General features: G+C 51.5%; 21 protein-coding genes. 9 read left to right on the top strand and 12 right to left on the bottom strand.

Annotated elements, in window-relative coordinates; translation table 11 throughout:
- Nucleotides 1-3 precede the first annotated feature (3 nt).
- Complete coding sequence (locus KHQ09_RS14585; protein WP_075657119.1) at nucleotides 4-762, bottom strand: gamma-glutamyl-gamma-aminobutyrate hydrolase family protein; 759 nt, start codon at nucleotides 760-762, stop codon at nucleotides 4-6.
- Between the two features lie 372 nt (nucleotides 763-1,134).
- Here KHQ09_RS14585 and KHQ09_RS14590 point away from each other — a divergent pair, with 372 nt between their 5' ends.
- Nucleotides 1,135-1,389, top strand: coding sequence for a YjhX family toxin (locus KHQ09_RS14590; RefSeq protein WP_028233546.1), 255 nt, complete (start codon nucleotides 1,135-1,137; stop codon nucleotides 1,387-1,389).
- Between the two features lie 144 nt (nucleotides 1,390-1,533).
- On the opposite strand, the gene KHQ09_RS14595 is transcribed toward KHQ09_RS14590, so the two are convergent.
- The 6 genes from KHQ09_RS14595 to lysA all read right to left on the bottom strand — a co-directional run bounded on the left by KHQ09_RS14595 (nucleotide 1,534) and on the right by lysA (nucleotide 7,108).
- The gene (locus KHQ09_RS14595; protein ID WP_238481647.1) at nucleotides 1,534-2,223 is read right to left on the bottom strand and encodes an amino acid ABC transporter permease; all 690 of its coding nucleotides are present in this window, start codon (nucleotides 2,221-2,223) and stop codon (nucleotides 1,534-1,536) included.
- A 1-nt stretch (nucleotide 2,224) separates the two neighbouring features.
- A complete protein-coding gene (locus tag KHQ09_RS14600) occupies nucleotides 2,225-2,923 on the bottom strand; it encodes an amino acid ABC transporter permease (RefSeq protein ID WP_213599006.1) in 699 nt (232 codons plus the stop codon).
- 107 nt (nucleotides 2,924-3,030) lie between these two features.
- Complete coding sequence (locus KHQ09_RS14605) at nucleotides 3,031-3,840, bottom strand: ABC transporter substrate-binding protein (protein ID WP_151160177.1); 810 nt, start codon at nucleotides 3,838-3,840, stop codon at nucleotides 3,031-3,033.
- Between the two features lie 94 nt (nucleotides 3,841-3,934).
- Entirely contained in the window at nucleotides 3,935-4,681 is a 747-nt protein-coding gene (locus KHQ09_RS14610) for an amino acid ABC transporter ATP-binding protein (protein WP_022710604.1), read from the bottom strand.
- A gap of 122 nt (nucleotides 4,682-4,803) precedes the next feature.
- A complete protein-coding gene (gene dapF / locus KHQ09_RS14615) occupies nucleotides 4,804-5,691 on the bottom strand; it encodes a diaminopimelate epimerase (protein ID WP_213599008.1) in 888 nt (295 codons plus the stop codon).
- Nucleotides 5,692-5,830: 139 nt separating this feature from the next.
- Nucleotides 5,831-7,108 (bottom strand): diaminopimelate decarboxylase, encoded by a 1,278-nt coding sequence (gene lysA, locus KHQ09_RS14620; protein ID WP_213599010.1) that lies wholly within the window; start codon nucleotides 7,106-7,108, stop codon nucleotides 5,831-5,833.
- 169 nt (nucleotides 7,109-7,277) lie between these two features.
- On the opposite strand from lysA, the gene KHQ09_RS14625 reads away from it, so the two are divergent.
- The gene (locus KHQ09_RS14625; RefSeq protein WP_116088946.1) at nucleotides 7,278-8,201 is read left to right on the top strand and encodes a LysR substrate-binding domain-containing protein; all 924 of its coding nucleotides are present in this window, start codon (nucleotides 7,278-7,280) and stop codon (nucleotides 8,199-8,201) included.
- Nucleotides 8,202-8,269: 68 nt separating this feature from the next.
- Nucleotides 8,270-9,430 (top strand): aminotransferase, encoded by a 1,161-nt coding sequence (locus KHQ09_RS14630; RefSeq protein ID WP_213599012.1) that lies wholly within the window; start codon nucleotides 8,270-8,272, stop codon nucleotides 9,428-9,430.
- Between the two features lie 6 nt (nucleotides 9,431-9,436).
- Here the strand turns inward: KHQ09_RS14630 and KHQ09_RS14635 are convergent, their stop codons facing one another.
- Nucleotides 9,437-10,042 (bottom strand): CDP-alcohol phosphatidyltransferase family protein, encoded by a 606-nt coding sequence (locus KHQ09_RS14635; RefSeq protein ID WP_213599014.1) that lies wholly within the window; start codon nucleotides 10,040-10,042, stop codon nucleotides 9,437-9,439.
- Between the two features lie 112 nt (nucleotides 10,043-10,154).
- On the opposite strand from KHQ09_RS14635, the gene KHQ09_RS14640 reads away from it, so the two are divergent.
- The 5 genes from KHQ09_RS14640 to KHQ09_RS14655 all read left to right on the top strand — a co-directional run bounded on the left by KHQ09_RS14640 (nucleotide 10,155) and on the right by KHQ09_RS14655 (nucleotide 14,910).
- Nucleotides 10,155-11,930, top strand: coding sequence for a bifunctional alpha/beta hydrolase/class I SAM-dependent methyltransferase (locus KHQ09_RS14640; protein WP_238481648.1), 1,776 nt, complete (start codon nucleotides 10,155-10,157; stop codon nucleotides 11,928-11,930).
- Nucleotides 11,930-12,805 (top strand): phosphatase PAP2 family protein, encoded by an 876-nt coding sequence (locus KHQ09_RS14645; RefSeq protein ID WP_338019238.1) that lies wholly within the window; start codon nucleotides 11,930-11,932, stop codon nucleotides 12,803-12,805. The genes KHQ09_RS14640 and KHQ09_RS14645 overlap by 1 nt, the downstream gene beginning before the upstream one ends.
- Before the next feature lie 132 nt (nucleotides 12,806-12,937).
- Entirely contained in the window at nucleotides 12,938-13,222 is a 285-nt protein-coding gene (locus KHQ09_RS18540; protein ID WP_338019239.1) for a protein-tyrosine phosphatase family protein, read from the top strand.
- Nucleotides 13,223-13,367: 145 nt separating this feature from the next.
- On the top strand, nucleotides 13,368-13,976 hold the full coding sequence (locus KHQ09_RS14650) for a lysophospholipid acyltransferase family protein (protein ID WP_238481649.1): 609 nt from the start codon (nucleotides 13,368-13,370) through the stop codon (nucleotides 13,974-13,976).
- Between the two features lies 1 nt (nucleotide 13,977).
- Nucleotides 13,978-14,910 carry a phosphatidate cytidylyltransferase gene (locus tag KHQ09_RS14655; protein ID WP_213599020.1) on the top strand — a complete coding sequence of 311 codons (933 nt, stop codon included), beginning with the start codon at nucleotides 13,978-13,980 and terminating at the stop codon, nucleotides 14,908-14,910.
- Here KHQ09_RS14655 and KHQ09_RS14660 read toward each other — a convergent pair whose 3' ends face one another.
- The 4 genes from KHQ09_RS14660 to KHQ09_RS14675 all read right to left on the bottom strand — a co-directional run bounded on the left by KHQ09_RS14660 (nucleotide 14,911) and on the right by KHQ09_RS14675 (nucleotide 20,414).
- Nucleotides 14,911-15,735 carry an AraC family transcriptional regulator gene (locus KHQ09_RS14660; RefSeq protein ID WP_151160186.1) on the bottom strand — a complete coding sequence of 275 codons (825 nt, stop codon included), beginning with the start codon at nucleotides 15,733-15,735 and terminating at the stop codon, nucleotides 14,911-14,913.
- Nucleotides 15,736-15,745: 10 nt separating this feature from the next.
- A complete protein-coding gene (locus KHQ09_RS14665) occupies nucleotides 15,746-16,141 on the bottom strand; it encodes a hypothetical protein (RefSeq protein ID WP_213599022.1) in 396 nt (131 codons plus the stop codon).
- Between the two features lie 189 nt (nucleotides 16,142-16,330).
- Nucleotides 16,331-17,959: an MFS transporter gene (locus tag KHQ09_RS14670; RefSeq protein ID WP_213599024.1), complete on the bottom strand. Its 1,629-nt coding sequence runs from the start codon at nucleotides 17,957-17,959 to the stop codon at nucleotides 16,331-16,333.
- 247 nt (nucleotides 17,960-18,206) lie between these two features.
- Nucleotides 18,207-20,414 (bottom strand): TonB-dependent receptor domain-containing protein, encoded by a 2,208-nt coding sequence (locus tag KHQ09_RS14675; protein ID WP_213599026.1) that lies wholly within the window; start codon nucleotides 20,412-20,414, stop codon nucleotides 18,207-18,209.
- A gap of 327 nt (nucleotides 20,415-20,741) precedes the next feature.
- Between KHQ09_RS14675 and KHQ09_RS14680 the strand changes: the two genes are divergently transcribed.
- Nucleotides 20,742-21,857: a hypothetical protein gene (locus tag KHQ09_RS14680; RefSeq protein ID WP_213599028.1), complete on the top strand. Its 1,116-nt coding sequence runs from the start codon at nucleotides 20,742-20,744 to the stop codon at nucleotides 21,855-21,857.
- Nucleotides 21,858-21,863 lie beyond the last annotated feature (6 nt).

The raw sequence follows: 21,863 nt of genomic DNA on the forward strand, positions 1-21,863 counted from the left end.
AGCTCAGCGATTATGATAGGCTTCGGCAGCAGCGCAAAATGCTGCCAGCAGATGCACATCGCCTTCCATCTGTTTATATTCCGGATGCCATTGCACACCGATGGCAAAGCTCTTCTCCGTGTGCTCAATCGCTTCAATAATACCGTCTTCTGCCGTAGCTGTCACACGCATCGGCGCTTTAACTGTGCGCACCGACTGATGATGCGAGCTGTTGACATGCTGACCGGTTGTGCCAACCAGTTTCGCCAGCAGGCTGTCTTCTTCAATTGCGATACTGTGCCCTGCACGTTCCTTGCCACCGGCATTTTCAGTATCTTTCGAAACGGAATGTTCCAATGCGTCTGAGACTTCATCCGGAATATGCTGCACCAGCGTTCCACCGGCGATAACAGCCAGCAGCTGATGACCGCCGCAAATCCCCAGCACCGGCATATCGCGTTCCAGCGCACCGCGCAGAACCGCCGCTTCAAATTCTGTCCGTGCAGGTTTCAGACGGATTGTGTCTGTACGCGCTTCTTCGCCGAACATTGCAGGTGGCACATCAAAAGCACCGCCGGTTACAACCAGCCCGTCAATCATATTCAGATAGGTTTCAGCCAGTTCTGTGAGATGCGGCAAGGCAACCGGTGCAGCGCCCGCCTCTTCAAGGCAGGACAGATAATTCTGGCGGATTGCATACCATGGAGAATCCGAAAATCCGCCGCCCTCTTCGCTGTCGAGTGTAACGCCGATGATCGGGCGGAATAGTGTTTTCTGTGTCATTGTGCCGTGCTTTTATAATGAAATTTCTGTGCCTGAATGAATACGTCCTGTTGAGCGAAAACAAGCGTTATTATCATCTGGCTTCATGCATTTTTGCGATCAGCAATCACCTTACCTGCACATCATAGTCATACTTGTTTTTATTACATTTTCGCATTATATTTTGAGCAGTCGTCTTAAGGAGATTTATGCGCAGCATCCTTCATCGTTGATCCTCTGCTTATGCAGAGCCGCCTGTCACACACAGGCTCCAACGGCTTGCGCCCGACTTTCTCTCCTTATCAGGACAATTCCCATGATGACTCAGATCATGCTGCCATGTGTTGGCGGTTTCTGTGGGCTGTTCGTCCGTTTCCAACAACGGAGACAGCCATGAATATTTCACGTTTTGAACGCCGTATTCTCGATATGTTGGCCAAAGGCGGCCGTATCGAACCGGAAAAAGATGACAATGGCAAAATTATTGATGTCGATTTCATCTCCCGCGAGGGCTGGTTTCTTGACGGTACAGATTTACAAACCTTCAAAAAACTGCGCGCCAAACGGCTGATCGCCTCGTTTAACGGCAGTGCTTACCGCATTTCCAAACAAGGCATTCAAAGTCTGCAAATCGCCCGCAATGCATAGGTAAAAAGCGCAGCACATCACATGCTGCGCTTTTTATATTTTTAGAGCATAATTCCTTAAACTTGGATCAGTTTAAGGTAAAATTATGCTCTAATTTTAAAGTGTTAGAGCGACCTTTGTGTGCCAAGTCTGGCACACGGCGCTCTAATCTAACGACAGGCGCTGTGAACCGCTGATCTTGTTCTCCGCCCATTTGGAAAATTTGAGGATCGGATAACAATAAACGAAATAGACCAACGCAATCAGACCATAGATAAACAACACATCGCGAGGGAAGCGCAGCATCGACACTTCACCCTGACGGGTCAATTCGGCAATCCCGATCACCGAGAGAATGGCCGTGCTTTTGATGATAATCACATAGACAGAACTCATCGGCGCAATGGTCAGCTTCAGTGCCTGAGGCAAAATCACATGCCATAGTTTTTGCAACTGGTTCATACCGACCGCAGTTGCAGCTTCCCACTGACCACGCGGCACCGCATCAATAGCACTGCACACAATTTCAGCCACATAGCAGGAAGTATAGAGCGACAGTGCCACAAAGGCCGCTGTGGTGGAATCCCAGCTCAGCCATTCAATCCCTGTGTTAGGCAACACGAAATAGAAAACATAGAGCTGTACCAGAAAGGGTGTGCCGCGCAAAATATGCACATAGCCGCCAAACAGCTGTGTCAAAACAGGAATACGATAACTGCGTATAATCCCGATCACAGTGCCAATCAGCGAACCGGCAAGAATTGCGACCAACGAAACGGTAAAAGTCTCTTTGAACCCCTGCCAGAGAAACGGCATCACCGAGACTGTAAGCTTCCAATAATATTCAAACATCATATCAGCCTTTCGCAGCCCAGGCAGGACCTGCCAGCTTCTTTTTCACATGATGCGAAAGGAGCAGCATCACACAATAGATAGCGAGATATCCGGCAGCGATTGTCAGAAAGCTCTCATTCGGACGCACGCGCTCACTGTTGAGTAGCAGCCCCGCACTGGTGAATTCGAACACCGTAATCAGCGACAACAGCGATGTATCTTTAATCAGCACGGCCGTCTGGCCGAGCACAGGCGGGATCACATTGGCAAAAGCCTGCGGCAATACAATATGGATCAGCCGCTGTCCGTAACTCATACCCACAGCCTTGGCGGCCTCAACCTGTCCGCGCGGGACTGAACCGATACCAGTGCGGATGATCTCGGACATATAAGGTGTGCAGTTAATAACCAGCGCGGCAATACCAAGCCACATTTCAGGCCATTTAGCAGTAAACGGCAGCAGAACCGGCAGACCGAAATAGACCAGATAAATCTGCACCAGCAGCGGGGTCGAGCGGATGAATGTGACATAAGCCTGTATCAGATTGCGCAGCACTTTCCACTGCGTAAACATGATAATGGCCATGATCGTGCCGAGCACAAAAGACAGCACAAAACTCACACCGGTTGCAATCAGCGTATTAGCCAGACCTTCTGCAAAGCGGTCGAGATACTGCGCAACGATGCGGTAATTGAAATAATCAAGAATGAATGATGACATTATCCGGTCCCGGATATTTCACGCAGGCAGATAGCCTGCCGCAGCGCAAAATATTTAAAACAGTAAGGCTCCTGCCCGCCCGAATGGCAGGCAGGAGATGGCTTCTGTTACTTGTGGTCTTTTTCCCACTCGGTGGTGTTCCACCAGTAGTTGACCATCTGGTCGAGACGTTTGTCAGAGGTGATCAGTTCAACATAATTGTCGAGCCAGAACTTCAGATGCGCTTCATCAGGGCGCACGGCAAAGGCCAGCGGGTTTTTGACAATAATGCCGTCAAGAATTTTCAGATTACCGAATTCATTGACGAAATTGGTGACGTTGCCGAGATCGGAAACGGTTGCATCAATACGACCAGCAGACAATGCCTGTGCCACCGCAGCAGTACCGCCAGTGAACTCTTTCAGCGTTGCCTTTGGCATAAACTTCTTGATGGCTTCACTGTATGAACTGGCCTGTGTCGAGCCGATATTCAGACCTTCCTGATTGAGATCTTCCCATTTGGCCAGCGGTGAATCATTCTTCACCACCGCGACAGTTTCTTCGTAGAACATCGGACGAGAGAACAGCAATTGCGCCGCACGCTGCGGGGTTGGCGTCATGTCAGCGGCAATCATATCCACTTTGCCTGCCAGCAGTGCCGGAATAAGACCTTTCCAGTCATAATCCTGAAACACGACTTTAACGCCGAGATCCTCACCCATCATACGGGCAAGTTCTACGGCCAGACCGGTTTGCTTGCCATCTTTATTGATGAAGCTGACCGGCGCACCCTGCGTCTGCACGGCAACACGCAGCTCACCGCGTTTCAGAATTTCTTCCATAATATCTGCTTTGGCGGTGCTTGCAGCACCGACAGACATAGCGGCCACACCCGCCAGCATTCCGATCGACAGAGCGATTTTTTTCAGAAATTTCATAATGTTCTCCTCACTATTATATGGATTTACCCTTATTTACGGGCATTCATTTCCGTAACTTTCAACAGACGTCCCCCACGTCTGCTCCCTCCCTTTAAAGCACCTGTTCGAGAAAATGCTGTGTGCGCTGATGAACCGGCTTGGAAAACAGCACATCCGGCGTTCCGGTTTCAACAATTTGCCCTTCATCCATGAAGATCACACGATCAGCCACCTCACGGGCAAAGCCCATTTCATGGGTGACAACCACCATGGTCATGCCGGATTTTGCCAGTTCTTTCATCAGATCGAGAATGCCGCCAACCATTTCAGGATCGAGCGCCGAGGTTGCCTCATCGAACAGCATCACTTTCGGGTTCATCGCCAAGGCGCGGGCAATCGCCACGCGCTGTTGCTGACCGCCGGAAAGCTGGCTCGGATAATGTCCTGCACGTTCCGCAATGCCCACACGCGCCAGCATATCCTGCGCAATTTTCAGCGCCTCCGCCTTGGAGCGTTTCAGCACCACTGTCTGTGGCAGAACCACGTTTTCCAGCGCTGTTTTATGCTGAAACAGATTAAAATGCTGAAACACCATGCCGATTTCAGAACGGGCATGATTGAGATCAGTCTTAGGATCGGAGATTGCCAGATTATTGACGGTGATCGTGCCGCTGTCGATGGCTTCCAGTGCATTGAGCGTGCGCAGCAAAGTGCTTTTACCGGAGCCGGAAGGACCGATAATGACCAGAACCTCCCCCTTCTCTACGGAAAAAGAGACATCGCCCAGTGCACGGTGAGCTTTGCCGTTGCTGGTCGCAGGATAGGTCTTGCTGACATGCTCAACTGATATAAAAGTCATTACTTCCCCTCTCAAGCAGTTTCAGGAAAAGTGGATACCGGTTTTCCGTCCTAAACTGCGTAATAATCAGAGCTAACGCTGTCTCTTACGGACAGTTTTGCGTTATCCTTATTGAATTCTGTTTATGCTTCGTCAGGCAGAAATCCGTAAAATGCGACAGCAACATCCCCTGTCAGGATAATTGTATCATCAGCACATAACTCGACCTGTAAAGCCCCGCCTGGCATTAAAACACGGAATTTTTTCTGATTTGTGCGTCCACTACGCACCGCTGCAACCGCTGCTGCGCAGGCACCGCTGCCACAGGCTTCCGTGAGAATACCGGGACGTTCATAAACCACCAGTTTCAGCAGTGCCTCATCACCTTCAAACGGCAGCAGTTCAGCCACACCAATATTCGCCTGCTCCGGCAGATAGGCACTGTTTTGCACCACAGCGGCCTCAAGCGGCACATCGACAGCATCAAAATCCGGCACGAAATAAACCAGATGCGGATTGCCCATACTGACGGCAAAAGGTTCGGACAACGGGCCGTGGTTCAGACGCCCGTCATGGTTCGCAAGTGGCCCCGCCAGCGGAATAGCCTGCCAGTCTGTAACAGCAGGCGCAAGATAAAGGCTGATACGCGGCTGCCCGTTTTCAGCCTCTGCCATACGGGCTTCGATCAACCCGCCAAGTGTTTCTAACATTACGGAATTTTTGCCTGCTTCCTGCATCCAGAGAAAAGCAGCACAACGGCTGGCATTAAAACAGGCAGGAGCCTCCATACCATCCACATTATAGATGCGCATCCGCACATCAGCACGGGCATTTTGCGGCATTTCCAGCACCAGCAACTGATCGCCGCCGACACCACGATGACGATCACAAATCTGCGCAATCAGTGTTGCCTGCGGCCGGAAAACATTTTCCCGACCGTCAACAAGCACAAAGTCATTCCCCAGCCCGTGGGTCTTGACGAAGAAAATTCCTGCTGCACCTGTTTGCGCCGCTTCGGAATATGGCCTCATATTTCCCCCCTCCCTTCGGGCTGTCTTCAAGCATTTCCAGCAAAAGTGTGTAGCGGTTTTGCGTAGGAAAATGCTTAAAACAAATAATGGCAGCCTCAGGAAACGGCCTCCCAACCGTTCCCTTTATGCTGACCGGATCCTATAGATCCCGTTCCAGCATCAATGCATCTTCTACCGTCCACTGACGGCGAACCAGTCTGAATGTATCGCCCTCAACAAGTACTTCCTGAATGAGCGGACGCGCATTATAGGTTGAAGACATTGTTGCACCATAGGCACCGGCAACACCAAGCATCACCAGATCACCACGCTCCAGTGCTGGCAAACGGTCGAATTCGCCGAATGTATCCGAGCTTTCGCAAACAGGGCCAACCAGATTAACCGGCAGAGTTTCCGCATCTGCTGCCGGTTCACGCACCGGCCAGACCGGATGCACGGCATCGTAAAGTGCAGGACGCATCAGATCATTCATCGCTGCATCAACAATAGAGAATTTGGCATTGCCCTGATTTTTGCCATAGAGCACTTTGGTCACCAGCGCACCGGCTTCGGCAATGATGAAACGACCCGGCTCCATCGTCAGTTCGCAATCAATATCACCAAGCGTATCGCGTATTGTCTGTGCATAGGCATCGACATCAATACCGGCAGAACCATCATAGGAAACGCCGAGGCCACCGCCGAGGTCAAGACGGGAAATGTTCAGGCCTTTGGCGCGGATAGCCCGTGTCAGCTGTGCCAAGCGTTCAAAAGTCTGACGATATGGTGTGACATCGGTGATCTGCGAACCGATGTGAACAGCAATACCAACCACATTGATTTCTTCGCGGGCAGATGCGGCTGCATAAGTATTCAGCGCATCAGCATAGGCAATGCCGAATTTGTTCTTGCTGGTGCCGGTGGTGATTTTCGGATGGGTCAGTGCATCTACGTCCGGATTGATGCGCAGCACAACGGTTGCCACTTTGCCAAGCTGGCGGGCAACACGGGAAATCGCATCCAGCTCTTCGATGGATTCAATATTGAGCTGATGCACACCGGCATTGAGTGCCGCTGCAATTTCCTCATCGGTTTTACCAACGCCGGAGAACACGATTTTATCCGCAGGCGAACCGGCCGCCAATGCACGGTGCATCTCACCGCCGGAAACAATATCCATACCGCAGCCTTCACCAACCAGCAAAGACAACAGCGACAGGTTGTTATTGGCTTTCACCGCATAGCAAATCTGCACATTGAGTCCGCTCAGCGCAGTGCGCAATCTGGCAACACGTTCACGCACAGCAGCAGCCGAATAGACATAAAACGGCGTGCCGTATTTTTCTGCAATTGCAGAAACATCAACGTTTTCAACGCTTAAAGCCCCGTTTTTATAGCCGAAATGCGCAACATGCGGACGTGAGAACTCAGTGGTCATTCTACCCTCAAACACTCGAAGCGGAGGGTCGCACAAGACACACCGCTTCATCATTACTCGCATCAAGCTATCAGACATCCATCTGCGGTCAAATTCATAATAATCTCTTTATTATTCATTTTCGATATGCTTAATACTGGAAAGGTCTTGCTGCCAAAGGGGAGATTTTATGCGTCTGACACACCGCCAGCTGGAAATTTTTCAGTCGCTGATGCACACCCTCAATGTAACTGAAACGGCAGACCATCTCGGCTCCTCGCAGCCAACCATCAGCCGCGAGCTGAAAGATCTGGAAGCAACACTCGGCTTTACGCTATTTCACCGTGATAACCGCCGTCTGAAGCCGACACAACAAGCTGCCGCGCTCAACGTGATTGTGCAGCGCTCCTTTGTCAGTATTGAAGAAATTGCCCGTACAGCACGCGCTATTCGCGGCGATAATTTGCAACGCGTATCCGTTGCCTGCCTGCCCGCCTATGCCCATGCGATTATTCCGCAGGCCACCAAACTGTTTCTCAACGAACATCCGCAAGCATCTGTGAAAATTCACTCACTGGAAGAAAGCGCCCTCACCCGCGACCTGCTGAGCAAATTCTTTGATGTCGGTATGGTGGAAGGTAATATTACGCTCAGCGCCTCCGCAACACGCGAGCTTTATACCGGTGATCTCCTGTGCATCATGCCTGCCGGTCATCCGCTTGCGGATTATGACAGTCTCGATATTGAGCAATTCTCCGGTCATAACTTTATTTATTATTCCGATGAGGATTACTATCGCCGTCAGGTCGATCAGTGGTTCAGCAATGCTGGCATCAGCCGTAAACTGACTATTGAGGCAACCACCGCATCCTCCATCGGCTCTCTGGTGACAGCCGGTATTGGCATATCTGTCATCAACCCGCTAAGCGCATTAGCCTTTGAAGGGCAAAATCTGCTGATCCGCCCGATCCGCCATTCTATCCCTTATTATGTGAATGTCTGGCAGCCGGAAGATATCCGCCGCGGTGCTCTTGGCGCAGAATTTGTGCAATCTATCGTTAGTGCCGTTGAAGAACGCGTTGCAACACTGCGACAGCGTAATCTGTGCGCCTGAAAGGTGTTGCCTGCTTTCCTGTTTAAAAACATAACTCTATAATACGGCATTATTTGCAGGGGGATATCATGGTCAATCCGGTTTTCGCAGCATCCGGCATATCTGTTTTTGAAATCATGTCGAGACTGGCCGCAGAAACCGGCGCCATCAATCTCGGACAGGGTTTTCCGGAAGGGCTGGAACCGCAGGAACTGATTGCCGCTGCTACAGATGCGCTGCACAACGGTTCCCATCAATATCCGCCAATGCTTGGTCTTCCTGCCCTGCGCAAAGCTGTGGCCGACAATGCCCGCCGGTTCTTCAATATTGATGCGGATTGGGAAACAGAAATTCTCGTCACCTCCGGTGCAACAGAAGCTCTGGCTGACAGTTTCTTTGCACTGATCAATTCCGGCGATGAAGTGATTGTGCTGGAACCGGCCTATGATTCCTATAGTCCGGTGATCCGTCGTGCCGGTGGCGTGGTTGTGCCGGTGCGTCTTGCACCGCCCCATTGGGAACTGCCATTGCAAGCGCTAAGCGATGCGATTACTCCGCGTACGCGCATGATCGTTGTTAATAATCCGATGAACCCGATAGGCAAGGTTTTTACCCGCGAGGAACTGAATTTCATCGCAGAACTGGCGGCAAAGCATAATCTCTTCATCATTGCGGATGAGGTTTATGAACATCTGACCTTTGATGATAACAAACATATATCGCTGTTTTCACTGCCGGAAATTCGCGACCGCGTGGTACGGATCGGCTCTGCGGGTAAAAGCTTTTCGCTCACCGGCTGGAAGGTTGGCTATATCACCGCCGATGCGCAATTGCTGAAAGTGATCTCCCGCGTCCATCAATATATGACCTTCACCACGCCACCTGCCCTGCAAGCAGCGGTAGCGGTTGGTCTCAATCTGCCGGACAGTTATTTCACCGGCTTGCGAGAGGAGCTGGCTAAACGTCGTGATTATCTCGATGCCGGTTTGCGTGAAGCCGGTTTTAGCATGGCCACCGCTCCGGCCACTTATTTCGCGGTTGCCGATATCAGCGATCTCGATAAGGATGGTGATGATCTGGCCTTCAGCCAGCGCCTCACCCGTGAAGCCGGTGTCACGCCGGTACCGGTGTCTTCTTTCTATTCAGAGCGCAATATCACCAGCCATGTGCGGTTTTGCTTTGCTAAAAAACTTGATACGCTGGAAACCGCCATTCATCGCTTGCGCGACTGGCGCGAGAAACAGGGCTGAGTAATCTCAGCCCTTTGCAGCCTCTGCCAAGCCTTTGCGAATACGGTTGAAAATCGTCCACAGCAACAAGGCGATCAGCAGCGGCTGCAACCAGACCATCCATTGCGGCAGAAAGCCGTCAACGGCCAGCCAGCCACCGAGAATACCGAATAACAGAGCACGGTCGCTTTTGCCCATCGGCCCGTCATAGCGCCGCGATGCACCGATACTCAAGCCCAGCAATCCGGCAAATTCGGTGAGCAAAGCCAGCACAATAATCAGCCCCATCCAATGCGGCTGAAACGGTGCAATCCACAAAAACGGCATGAACAGTGCAATATCTGACACCAGATCGCCAAGCTCGTTGAGATAAGCTCCCAATGCGCTTTGCTGGTTAAATTCGCGCGCCAGCATCCCGTCTATTGCATTCATCGCCATGCGGATGAACAGCCACACGGGAATAAGCCAGAACCATACCTTGTTTTCAGCAATCACCAGCCATGAACCGACCGCCACAGAGATCAGCATCGCCGCAACAGTCACCTGATTGGCAGTCACACCGCATTGCGCCAATCGGTTGACCAGCGGACGTAATAAATCCTGAAAACGGCTCTTAAGCTGATAAACAGACACGGTATAACTCTTTGCAAAATCACTTTTCTTAAACATCGTTTAGTCTAAAAGACTTACAATAAATAGCAAAACAACATCTATATTTATATATCGCCATATGAAAGACAGGCCTATGACTTCGGTAAAACGCGATTGCACTGAGCGGCATTTTATCAGCCATGACCGGCAGGAAATCTTTTTCCGCTACTGGCCAGCTTTGAGCGAAAAGCCGGAAGGCGCCCTCATTCTGTTGCATCGCGGGCATGAACATAGCGGCCGTGTCGCGCATATTGTCGAGGAGCTCGGGCTGGATAATTACAGCTTCTATGCATGGGATGCCCGCGGTCACGGCCTTACCCAAGGGCAGCGTGGCTATTCGCCGTCCTTTGCGACCACGGTGCGCGACCTCGATTGCTTTGCCCGTCATATCACCGCGACAGACGGGTTCGCCTTACAGGATATGGCACTGATTGCGCAAAGTGTCGGCGCAGTTATTGGTGCCACATGGGTGCATGATTATGCGCCGCCGATCCGTGCCATGGTGCTGGCTGCACCCGCTTTTGACGTTAAGCTCTATGTGCCGCTGGCCAAAGAAGGCATCTGGCTCTGGCAAAAGCTCAAAGGTACATTTTTCGTCAATTCCTATGTCAAAGCCCGCTTTCTCACTCATGATAAAGAGCGCATTGCATCTTTTGAAAATGATCCGCTGATTACCCGCCCGATTGCCTCCAATATTCTGCTGGAGCTCTACGAGAATGCAGAGCGCATTGTCCGCGATGCCCGTGCGATTACCACGCCGACACAGGTGCTGATTTCCGGTCGTGACTGGGTGGTGCGTGATGCGCCGCAACACCGTTTTTACGAAAATCTCGCTGGCCCCGTTAAAGAACGCCATGTGCTCAAGGGTTTCTATCACGATACATTAGGCGAGCGTGACCGCGCACTGGCTTTTGCCAAAATCCGGCCTTTCATTGAGCATCAATTTGCCGAAGCTCCGCAACAAAGCTCACTGCTCAATGCGCATATTCAGGGTTTTACCCGCGATGAGGCAGACCGTCTGGCTACTCCTCTGTCCATTACCAGTCCACGCGGGGCTTATTGGGGCATGACCCGTGCTTCTATCCGCATCGGCGGACTGTTTTCAGAAGGGCTGAAAACCGGTATCCGCACCGGTTTCGATTCCGGTTCCACGCTCGATTATGTCTACCGCAATGAGGTGAAAGGCTTAGGTTGGGGTGGCCGCTATACCGATAAAACCTTCCTCAACGCTATTGGCTGGCGCGGTATCCGCCAGCGTAAAATCCATATGGAAGAACTGATCCGGCAAGCTGTTACCCGTTTGCAGGACGACGGAAAACCGGCGCGTATTCTCGACATTGCAGCCGGCCATGGCCGCTATGTGCTGGACGCACTCACCACCAAGGATGATGAAATTGCCTCGGTGCGCTTGCAGGATTATTCACCGATCAATGTGCTGGCCGGTCGTCAGCTGATTGCGGAGCGCAATCTTTCCGGTAAAGCCGAATTCCATGAAGGTGATGCTTTCGACACCAAGACTCTCGCTGCCCTTGGCGCAGACGCAGAAACGGCACCGAATCTGGCTATTGTTTCCGGTCTTTATGAGCTGTTTGCCGATAATGACCAGATCGCGCAATCATTGGAAGGACTGGCACAAGCAGTTCAGAGTGGCGGTTATCTGATCTATACAAACCAGCCCTGGCATCCGCAGCTGGAAATGATTGCCCGCGCACTGACATCCCATCGTGGCGGACAAGCATGGGTGATGCGCCGCCGCACACAGAACGAGATGGATCAGCTGGTTGAGGCCGCAGGCTTCCGCAAAATTGAACAGCGTATCGATCAGTGGGGTATTTTCACCGTGTCACTGGCACAACGTATTGAGCAATAATGCAGCTTGATCCCGAAGGGCATAAAACAAATCCGGTATTAATCCGGCGCGGCATATTATGGCTGCTGCTGCTTGCCCCGCTGTTCTATGCAACATACGGTCTGGCAAACTGGCTGGCATCACAGCATAGTGCAGTGCCGGAGATTATCTTTGACTGGGAAAAGCAAATCCCGTTCTGGGGCTGGACGATCATCCCCTATTGGTCGCTCAATCTGTTCTACGCTGTCGCGGTTTTGGTCAACACCAGCAGGCAATCACAAAACCGGTTGATTGGCCGCTATCTCACGGCGCAATGCATTGCCTTTGTCTGTTTCATTGCTTTTCCGCTGACCATCACATGGGAAAAACCTGTAACAACCGGCCTTTCCGGCTGGCTGTTCACCATGCTCGGTAATTTCGATCAGCCGTTTAATCAAGCACCTTCGCTACATATCGCGCTGGCAATTATCATCTGGGATCATCTGCGCGGCAGATTACCAGTATTTTGGCGCACAATCTGGCATGGCTGGTACCTGCTGATTGCTCTGTCTGTTCTCACCACTTGGCAGCATCATTTCATTGATGTTCCGGCCGGTGCTTTGCTCGGCCTTTTTGCTCTGTGGCTGTTTCCCCGTGAAGGTGATGCCCCCTGGCAGAATTACCGTTTCACCCGTGACCCCAAATCCCGCAAATTCATGCGTATTTATGGCGCTGCCGGTCTTGCACTACTTGCGCTCACATTCACCGGCGGGCATCCGGCAATTCTGCTCCTGCTCTGGCCTGCATTGGCCTTGCTGATGCTTAGCTTTGGCTATAGCGGCGGCGGCGCAAAAATCTTTCAAAAGCGTCCTGACGGCTCCGTCAGCCTTGCTTCCCTCTGGCTATTTTTGCCTTAGCGTATTTTCTTCAGACTCAACCGTATCGCATGGACATGGCGCGAACCGTCAGCGGTTAAAATTACTGAAGGCCTCTATCTCGGTCGTTTCCCAAAACACTCAGAAACACAAAATTATGCCTGTATCATTGATATGACTGCGGAGTGTATCGCACCACGCAATATCAGAGCCCGCTGGCAGGCTTTTCCTCTGATGGATCTCGCTAAGCCGGAGCCTCTCACCATGCAATCCGCAGTCACGGCAATCCATAATGCACCGCGCCCGACACTGATCTGCTGTGCCTTGGGCTATCAGCGCAGTGCCAATCTCATTGCCCGCTGGCTAGTTGAAAGCGGTCATGTTGCAAACAGCCGGCAAGCCGAGGAACTGATCCGCAAAACCGGCAGGCCGGTGCGTCTTTATCCGGATCATCAATAAAACAACGTAATTCACGAAAATAAGAAATGATTGCGGAAAGTGCTTTTATTCTGTTACTTGCTGAATTTAATGTGAAGCAAAATAAAAACGACTGTTCTTCATGGCCGATCCGGACTCGCATTCAGTATTACAGATTTTCTCCGGCATGGTTCTAGCCTTTTTTTCCCGCGCCATTACCGGCGTGCGCCCGATCTGGAGCGGTACAGTCCCGTCTCGCAAACAGCGGATTTATTTCGCCAACCACACCAGCCATGGCGACTTCATTCTGCTGTCCTCCTCGTTACCTTTAGGCGAACGCGCAAGAACCCGCGCCGTTGCCGGTGCCGATTACTGGAACAGCAACCGCCTGCGACAATTCATTGCCACCCGCCTGCTTGGTACAGTGCTGGTGGAGCGGAACTGGATCGAGCGCAATGAAGACCCGTTGCTGGTGATGCTGCGTGCGATTGACAGCGGCCAGTCGCTGATCTTTTTCCCTGAAGGCACCCGCAATATGACCGAAGAACCGCTGCTGCGTTTTCGCGCCGGTCTTTATCATCTCGCCAAAGCGCGGCCGGATGTTGAGCTGGTGCCCTGCTGGATTGAAAATATGTCCCGTGTTTTGCCGAAAGGCACATTTCTGCCCGTACCGCTGTTATGCCGCGTGATTTTCGGTGCGCCGCTGCAATTGCAACCAGATGAAGAACGCAAAAACTTCCTGCACCGTGCGCAACATGCCTTGCTGACACTCAGCCCGCAATCTCAGGGAGTATGAAGTGAGCGAAGAAACCAATCTTCTCCTGATCGGACTGGTTGTGCTGTTATCAGTCGCAAGCCTTGCTGCCGCATTAATCAGCTGGCGCAGTGCCAAACCATTGCCTTCCACACTCAGCAATATCAATGCACGCATCCGTGCGTGGTGGATTATGATTGCCGCGATCAGCATCGCTTTTCTGTTTGGCAAAACCGGTGTGGTTATTCTGTTCGGACTGGTCTCTTTCGCAGCGCTTCGGGAATATGTAACTCTCACCCATACGCATCGCAGCGATCACTGGCTGCTGCTCGGTGCCTTCCTCATTGTCATTCCGATGCAATATTATCTGGTCTGGGTGGAATGGTACGGGCTCTATTCCATCTTCATTCCCGTTTATGTATTTCTGGCTATGTCGGTGCTCACAGCACTTTGGGGTAATACCAGCCGGTTTCTCGAGCGTATTTCCGAGCAGCAATGGGGCATTATGCTCTCGGTCTATTGCATCAGTCATGTGCCTGCGCTGGCGACATTGCATATTGAAGGCTTTGAAGGCCGGCAAATGCTGCTGATTGCCTTTCTGATTGCCGTGGTACAGGGCTGCGATGTGCTGCAATTCATTTTCGGCAAATTATTCGGCAAACATCGCATCTCGCCAAAGGTATCGCCATCCAAAACATGGGAAGGGCTGATCGGCGGCGTGGCAAGCGCGTCTTTACTGGGGGCAGCGCTTTCGTGGCTCACACCTTTCTCACCGCTACAGGCAGGAGGCCTTGCAGCCATTGCCTGTATTATGGGTTTCTTCGGCGGCCTTGTCGCTTCCGCAATCAAACGTGACCGCGGCGTTAAAGACTGGGGACATATGATTGAAGGCCATGGCGGCATGATGGATCGCGCCGATAGTCTGGTTTTCGCCGCACCGGTGTTTTTCCACCTGATCCGCTATTTCTGGACGTAATTAATGTATAGCTGCGCCGCGAAACAGGTTCCATGACGAGCGTCGCTCGGCCAGAAAACGTCCGGGCGGTGTGCCGACCGCTTTGCGGAACATCGTGACAAAGGCACCCGCACTCTCATAGCCCAGATCAAAAGCCACCGACTGGATTGACCGCCCCTGTGTCAGCAATTGCACACCGGTTATCACATGCAATTGCCGTCGCCAGCGCCCGACACTCATACCTGTTTCATGGCTGAACAACCGGCTCAGACTACGCTCGCTCATGCCGATACGATGCGCCCATTCTTCCAAGGTCGCGTGGCTTGCCGGATCATCCAGCAAAATATCGGTCAGTTTACGCAAACGGCTGTCGGCCGGTATCGGCAGATGTAATTGTTCAAGCGGTGCAGCCACCAATTCATCCAGCAACACAGTGATGAGCCTGCCCTCTGCACCATCTTCATCATAGCAAGGGTCAAAGCCCGCAGCTTTTTCCAGCAGGCTTTGCAGCAAAGGCGAGACGGAAACGCTGCAACATGTCTCCGGCAAACCGTCAACAACGTCCGGCGCAACAAACAGACCGAAACCGCGTGCCTCTCCGGAGCTTCTGGCTTTATGAAATAATCCACCCGGTATCCATACTGCGCATTGCGGCGGCACAACCCAGACACCGCTATCAGTTTCAACCGTCACCACACCACTGGCGCTGAATAAAAGCTGCGCTTTGCGATGGGAATGGCGCGGAAACTCCCAGCCATCAACAACCATCGATAAGCCCATGACCACCACGGGACGGTTGATCTGATCCGGCAAAGCATAATCAGGAAAATCTGTCGTGAAAAACATAAAATCACCGTTACTCTGATGATAATCCTAAAAGTTCATAGGCCTGTCTTACAGCCTCATCACGGCTCTCCGTGACAATCATCGGATGCCCCCAGAACTTGCCGTAAATGACTGCAAAAGCTTTCGCCGCCAAGCGCTTCACTGAACTTGGCTCAACATAATACATCGCCTTCACATAATCGCGTAATTCGGCTTTATGCTGTTTCATCCACAGGGAGACAGCACGACGATCGGCTACACTTTCGTTCGGATCCTTGTCGAAATCCGCACCGCCTGCGAGAAACACAAAAGCTTGTTTGCGTTGCAGGCATTGCTCAAAAATCTGCAATGTTTCTTCAATACTCTGCTTACCTGCACCGGAATAATCCATCCGCACCAGCGGAAAATCCTGAATATCAATCTGCATATCTGCCTCATAAACCATACGTCTGTTATCGGCGTTAAAATATGAGATAATTAGTATAGTTTTATCATGCTGGCGTCATTCTGTCATGGTGCCATAAAATATTTCATTCCGGCCAACACAGTGGTGACAATAAAAAACGCCGGTCTGACGATCAAACCGGCGTTTTTAAATTTTCGGCTGGCGTCCCAATCAGGTGATTTCAATATGCGGTTTCAGCGGCATATCATCATGCAAAGGCACAGTCTGGCGTTCGATCATACGATGAACGCGCGGTTTTTCCGGCCCTTTATGCAGCGACAGCAATTTCTCAGATACTGCAGCATCCGCATAGGTACGACGCTGATTATGGCGGACATATTCCACCCATGTCGGCACATGATAAGTCTCTGTCCAGATATCCGGATTTTCCAGATCGCGCAGCAATGCCCATTGCTGTGCACCGTCACGAATGCGGATACGGCGGCGCGCAGCCATCGCCTCCAGAAAGGCATGAACATTATGATGCTCGATATGATAATCCACCATCACCATAATCGGACCACTGCGCGGACGGATATCCAGACGCAATTGCGGCTCGGAAAAAGAATTGAGCGGATCAAGATTGAGCTTGTCGAATTCCGGCAATTTGAACACCAGACCGACCAGCGCACCGCCAACCAGCGTGAAGGCTGCAACGCTTAAAGCCGTTTCTGGGCCGTAACCATCAGCCACTGAACCCCAGAGCCAGCTACCAGCGGCCATGCCACCAAATGTAGCGGTTTGATAAAGTGCCAAAGCACGTCCCACCACCCAGCGCGGCGTGGACAATTGCACGGTCACGTTGAACAGCGACAAAGCCAGCACCCATGACGCACCGGCAGGCAGCAATAACAGGCAGCTTAAAATTACCGAATGACTGTAAGACAGCAGATAGACGCTGATACCAAAAGCGATGAATGCACCGCGCACAATGGTTTCATTGGCGAATTTCTCGCGCAACTCACCGGAGGTGAATGCACCGGCAATCGCACCAAGGCCGAATGCGCCGAGCATAATACCATAGGTCAGCGCCGTTCCCTGTACCAGATCACGCGCAACCAGCGGCAGCAAAGCCAGCACAACAATGGCTGACAAGCCGAAAAGAAAGCCGCGAAACATCACCTTGATCAGATTGGGTGACATGGAAACATAACGAAGACCGGCGGAAACGGCACGACCAAAGGTCTCACGCGGCAGCGTGGATTGCGTCACCTGCGGCTTCCAGCGCAGCAGCGCAACAATCAACGGAATATAGCTGACAGCATTGATAATAAACGCAAAAGCGGCACCGGCAACGGCCACAATAAAACCACCGATCGCAGGGCCGATACTGCGCATGGCATTAAAGCTCATACTGTTGAGCGCCACCGCTCCCGGCAGATCAGAGCGGGGTACAATGTCTCCCATTGATGCCTGCCATGACGGATTATGCAAGGCTCCGCCGCAGCCGATCAGGAATGTAAAACTCAGTAAGAGCCATGGCGTAAGCCAGCCCATATAGCCGAAAATCGCCAGCATCAGCGACACCAGCAACATCATAAACTGGGCAATCAGCATGATACGGCGGCGGTCAAAATTATCAGCTAAAGCACCGGCAAACAGCGAGAAAAACATCACCGGCAAAGTGGTGGAGGCCTGTACCAGCGCCACCATATTGGAGGATTGCGCGATGGTCGTCATCATCCAGCCTGCACCGACTGTCTGGATCAGCCCGCCAAGATTGGAAGCAAGCGTTGCAGTCCATAAAGAGCGAAAAGCTTTATGTTTAAACGGGGCTAAAGGGGATACACTTTGCGACACCGCAGAATTTCCTATCCGAAGCAGATGCTCCATCATGCATGGTTCGGTGTAATAATCACACTGAAAAATTCAAACAGCCTGTAAAATCAATGTGCAAGCTGCCAGTAAACCTTATGCCCGTACCATAGGCAACATTGAAAAAAGACGTACTGGCTATTTTGACGCAACTGTGAAATTTTTTCTTCAAACAATAAAAAACCGCCGGAACTTGTCCGGCGGTTTTTGTAATCAGAGTATCTGGCAAAGATCAGAATTTGGCACTGGCACCGAATATAAAGCTGCGGCCTTTTCCTGAATATTCATTCTCACCCAATGGCCCCGACACAGCGACGCGGTAATTTTTATTGGCCACATTCTCAACCGAGAAGAACAATTCCGCATTTTCCTTCAGCTTATAAGAGCCATAGAGATCATAGAGAATATAGCTTGGCAGTGCGAATTTCTGGCCAAAATCTGTGCCAAATCCGGCATAGCTGCTTTTGCCGAAATAACGTGCCTGCGCACCCAAAGTCAGCTTCTCGTCAAACAGACGGAAACCGGCATCAAGCGTGCCATACTGATCCGGTATCATAAAGGCATCACCATTCCCCGCACCGGCACCCTCACCAATCGGCTGATCGGTCTTGGCTTTGGTATAAGAAACATTGGTATAGAAGAAGCCGAGATCGTAACTGCCTTCAATCTCCCAGCCATACATTTTGGTAATGCCCGGACGGTTGATCCACATTGCTGTCGGGCCGCGATTAGGCACATTAACAAAATCATTGACGACGAAATTCTCAATGGAATTGTGGAAGAAACCGGTTTTGAGGCGGAACTTGTCATCGCTGCGCAGCAAACCGTCTTCTGTGAAGTTCACCCCGATATCCCAGCCTTTGCTATATTCCGACTCAAGATTGAGATTATTGGCAATACCGCTGCCGAGTCCCGCGCCAATCGGTATCAGCGAGAAGAACATTTCCTGCACCGTCGGCGGGCGGAAAGTATGGGCATAGGTCGCATAAAGCTCCAGCCCGTCATAAGGCTGCGCGGTCAGAGAGACTTTAGGCAACCATTTGCCGCTGCTGCGCTCAATATCCTTGTTGCCGCAGACAGGTCCGCCAGCAGGACAATCCCCTGTGCCTGCCGCATAGGCAGGCTGATAGCCTTCAACATTCCAATGATCATAGCGCAGACCACCGGTCAGCGTGAAAATATTCCACGACAAAGTTGCGTCGGTGAAACCGCTGGATTTCTTCAGAGTACCGGGAGGGTTCGCACCCCGATATCTGTTGATGACATATTCATCGCTGCCAAAAGACCCGCCATAGAACAGTTTGAGCTGTACATCATCACTCAGCATTGTTTTGCTGGTATTGGAAATGTCAAAACCATAGCCGCGATTATCGGTTTTACGTCCGCGATAGCTGCCGCCGGTCGCCGCATAATCCATATTGGTGCGGTTATAATAGGCATTCACCTTCAGATCGATCCAGTCATTATCATCCGGCGTATAGGCATAATTGGCCGTGTAAGACGCGTTCTTCAGATCCTGCTCGTAATTGGCATAGGTAAACCGGTTCTCATACCAGCGCGCACCAAGTTTGAGATTATGCTCGGAGGATGGTGCAATTTCAAATTTGATCAGCCCGCCACCCGGACGGTTGGTAGCATCGCGCCCGCTATCGACATAAACACCGTCACCATTTTTAAATGTACCGTAAGATGTACGTGCAAAAGCTCCGAGAATACTGACATTGCTGGATTTATCATTGTTCAGATTGGCACGCGCGGCACCTGCCAGCATACCCGAACCGCGGAACCCGTTGGTTCCGGCTTTCCAGCGTGTCAGCACACCGACATCACGTCCCGGCAAAACAATATCGTCAAAATCAAGCGTACGGAAATTTGCGGCGCCACTCAGAGTCCCCATACCGGCGGCGCCTCCCACGGCACCTTTGCTCACATCAATGCCGCCGAGCAGTTCCGGCTGCACATAGAGCAAGGTACCGCCGGATGAAGCATGGCCTGCCACATTGCGAAATGTCTGCGGCACACCATCAATCATCGCATTCACACGACCGAAACCGCTCATCCCGCGAATATTCACCTCAATGCCGGGCTGACTGGATTGCTGACGGGTGAAGACACCGGGGGTAGAGCGCAATGCCGCTTGCGGATCGCCGCCAAAACGCTGCTGCAGCGCATCACTGCTGACAGAACTGACTGGTGCGGGTGTGCGATATATTCCGTCACCCTGAGCAAAAGGCCCATTCAGACCACCAGTGACTGTAATTGTTTGCAGCTGTGTGGCACTCCCAGCAGTTTTATCTTTTGCCGCATCTTGTGCGGTTGTTTCCCGCTGCTGTGCCGCAGCCATACCTGTAAAAATCCCGAGACCGGCAATGCTCAAACCCGTAAGGCTCAAAATCGTACCGGCAAAAGATGCGCGCAGACAGTGCCTGACAACAGACATAGTACCCCCTTTGGCAGGCAGACATCGTCTGTCCTGCCATGCATAATCATGACAAGTTTTGAAAAGCAGCAATTGAAGAGTAAGTTTCGCTCTTATGCCTCGGGAATAATAAACTTGATAAAAAGAGTCAAGTTTATCTTCATCACAATTTTCTGCGCGTCAGCCCCAACATTTAAGTAAAAGATTTTAAAGGGTTTCTCCCGCATAGTATGATTATCAACCAAGAGCCAAGCGACAGCTGTCAGCAGCAGAAGCGGGAAGCAGAGCAGGTATAATGCGCAGATGAATGTGCAGAATGTCAGACTCTAACGACGGGATAAACTGACCATGACTGAAATCCGATCCTTAGCAGAAGCGGATATACCGGTAGTCGCTAAGCTTTTTCAAAAAATATTCCGGAAAAGCGACAAGGAACCGTCTGCTGAACTGATCGCCTATCTTCAGCGGCTTTATATCCGTTTTGCCGGAGAGACGGTGCCTGCCTCCAAAGTTCTGCTCGATAAAAACGGCAATGTCAGCGGCTTTCTCGGCGTGAATTATTTTGATTATTTTTGTGAGGCGACCAATAAAACACTGCGCACCGCCATTGTCAGCACATTAATGGTTGAGGATCATCAGCATAATCCTCTGGGTGGTGTCAAACTGATGCGCAGCCTGCAAAAAGACGGTTATGATCTGATGATAACCGAAACAGCCAGTGAGGTTGCAGCAGCGATCTGGAAAAAACTGGATGCGGTTCAGCTCACCAATTACAGCCTTGACTGGTTGCGGATTATTCGTCCGCTCAGCTTCATGACAGAAATAGCAGGCAGCAAGCTCAAACCTCTGGCGATGCTGCAACCCTTCGCCCGCAAATTTGATGATCGCAAACGCAATGCCATGCATGGTAAAAGCCTGCGCTGGTCAGCCACACCATCGGACTGGCTAACGGCTCAGCAACTGACCTGCACGGATATTGATGCAGCAGAATTTGCTGAGCTCTACCAGCATTATGCGCAAAGCTTTTCCTGCCGGCCGCAATGGAATACGGAGCAATTGCTGAACCGTCTGGAAGATGCCGTGCAAAAGCCTGAATATGGCAAGGCCTATATGGTCAAAGCAGGCACTAAATCCGGCAAAAATCTCGGCCTTTTCCTGTATCACTCAGAGTCCGGAAAAACGGCGCGTGTACTGGAATTCTTCAGCGATCCGAAAGCAGCAAGCCAGATGATTGACACGCTGATCCATCATGCAGCCTCCAACGGCGCTGTCGCCATTCGCGGCCGCACACAACCGGATCTGATGGAAGCGATGCTCGGGAAACGCATTGCTTTCACCCATTTATGTTCAACAATGGTCTGGGCGCAGGATCCGGCTTTGTTGCCGCCTTTTGTTGAAGGGAAAGCCTTACTGAACGGCCTTGCCGGAGAATTCTGGAACAGGCTCTATGCCAATCCGCTTTAAACACTG

The sequence above is a fragment of the Pseudochrobactrum algeriensis genome, from assembly GCF_018436245.1.
Taxonomy (GTDB): Bacteria; Pseudomonadota; Alphaproteobacteria; order Rhizobiales; family Rhizobiaceae; genus Pseudochrobactrum; species Pseudochrobactrum saccharolyticum.